Origin of the sequence: Bradyrhizobium sp. STM 3843 (assembly GCF_000239815.1) — a bacterium.
GTDB lineage: Bacteria > Pseudomonadota > Alphaproteobacteria > Rhizobiales > Xanthobacteraceae > Bradyrhizobium.
The window spans coordinates 1-1,261 of the sequence record NZ_CAFK01000270.1; the positions used below are offsets into that span (position 1 = coordinate 1).

At 67.5% G+C, this 1,261-nt stretch carries 1 protein-coding gene; it reads right to left on the reverse strand.

All coding sequences use genetic code 11. The features are described 5' to 3' along the window. Window positions 1–1,261, reverse strand: a 1,261-nt coding sequence (locus BRAS3843_RS27600; RefSeq protein ID WP_035982986.1) for a condensation domain-containing protein, incomplete at both ends; no start/stop codon positions are given.

Sequence of the window (1,261 nt, forward strand, 5' to 3'; positions counted from 1 at the left end):
CCCCGCCTCAGACCAGGGGTGCCCTTGCCAATAGGCCAGCTCACCCTGCAAGGTATCGGAGCCGGCATGCGTCACCAGCCGTTCGGCCCAGGCTTTGAACGAGGTCGTCTTCGCCGCCAGCCTGACCGGCTCGCCCCGTTGCAGGGCTGAGATCACGGCGGAGAGATCCTCCAGCAGGATCCGCCAGGACACACCGTCCACCACCAGATGATGGATGATCACAAGCAGCCGCTTGCCCTGCGATCCCAAATCGAACAAGGCCGCGCGCAGCAACGGTCCGGCCTGCAGATCGAGGCTCGCCTGGAGCCGGTCGGCATGACCTCGCAAGGCTGAGGCTTGCGCATCCGCTCCAAGCGCGGAAAGATCAATGGCTTCAACGATCGCCTCACTTGCGAGCGCGCTCTCGCCCTCCTGGTGCAGCTGCCGCCAGCCATCTTCCTCCCGATGGAAGCGCAGCCGCAGCGCATCGTGATGGCGCAGCAGATGACCCAGCGCCTGCGCCACGCGTGCAGGCGTCAGCTCCGCATCCGCATTCAGCAACACCGCCTGGTTGAAGTGATGCGGCGCCTTCAGCTCTTGTCCGAACAACCAGTGCTGGATCGGCGTCAGCGGCACCTCGCCCGTGACCAGCCCCTGCTCCGCTGTCGCCGCCGTGGCAGCGCCCGCCACCGCCGCAAGTGCGGCGATCGTCTGCTGCTCGAACACCTGCCGCGCCGTCAGATTGAGCCCAGCCCGCTTGGCCCGCGCCACCACCTGGATCGACTGGATCGAATCCCCGCCGAGCGCGAAGAAGTTGTCGGTGACGGAGACGCACTCGCGCTTGAGCACCTCGCGCCAGATCGCGACGAGGGCTTCTTCCGTGGCATTGCGTGGCGCGATGATCTCACCTGTGCCCTGCCACTCCGGCGCCGGCAGTGCGTTACGATCGAGCTTGCCGTTCGGCGACAGCGGCAGGCGGTCGAGCCTGACGATCGCCGACGGCACCATATGGTCGGGCAGCGTGGTCTGCAGATGCCGCCGCAGCGCTTCCGCTTCGAACGGCGCGTTGTCGCGTGTCGTGACGTAGCCGACCAGCCGCCGCTCGCCGCTGTCGTCGCGCACCACCACGGCCGCCTGCTCGACGCCAGGATGGGACAACAGCGCCGCCTCGATCTCGCCGAGCTCGATGCGGAAGCCGCGCAGCTTCACCTGATGATCGATGCGGCCGAGATAGTCGAGCGCGCCGTCAGCGCGCCAGCGCGCCAGATCTCCGGTGCGATAC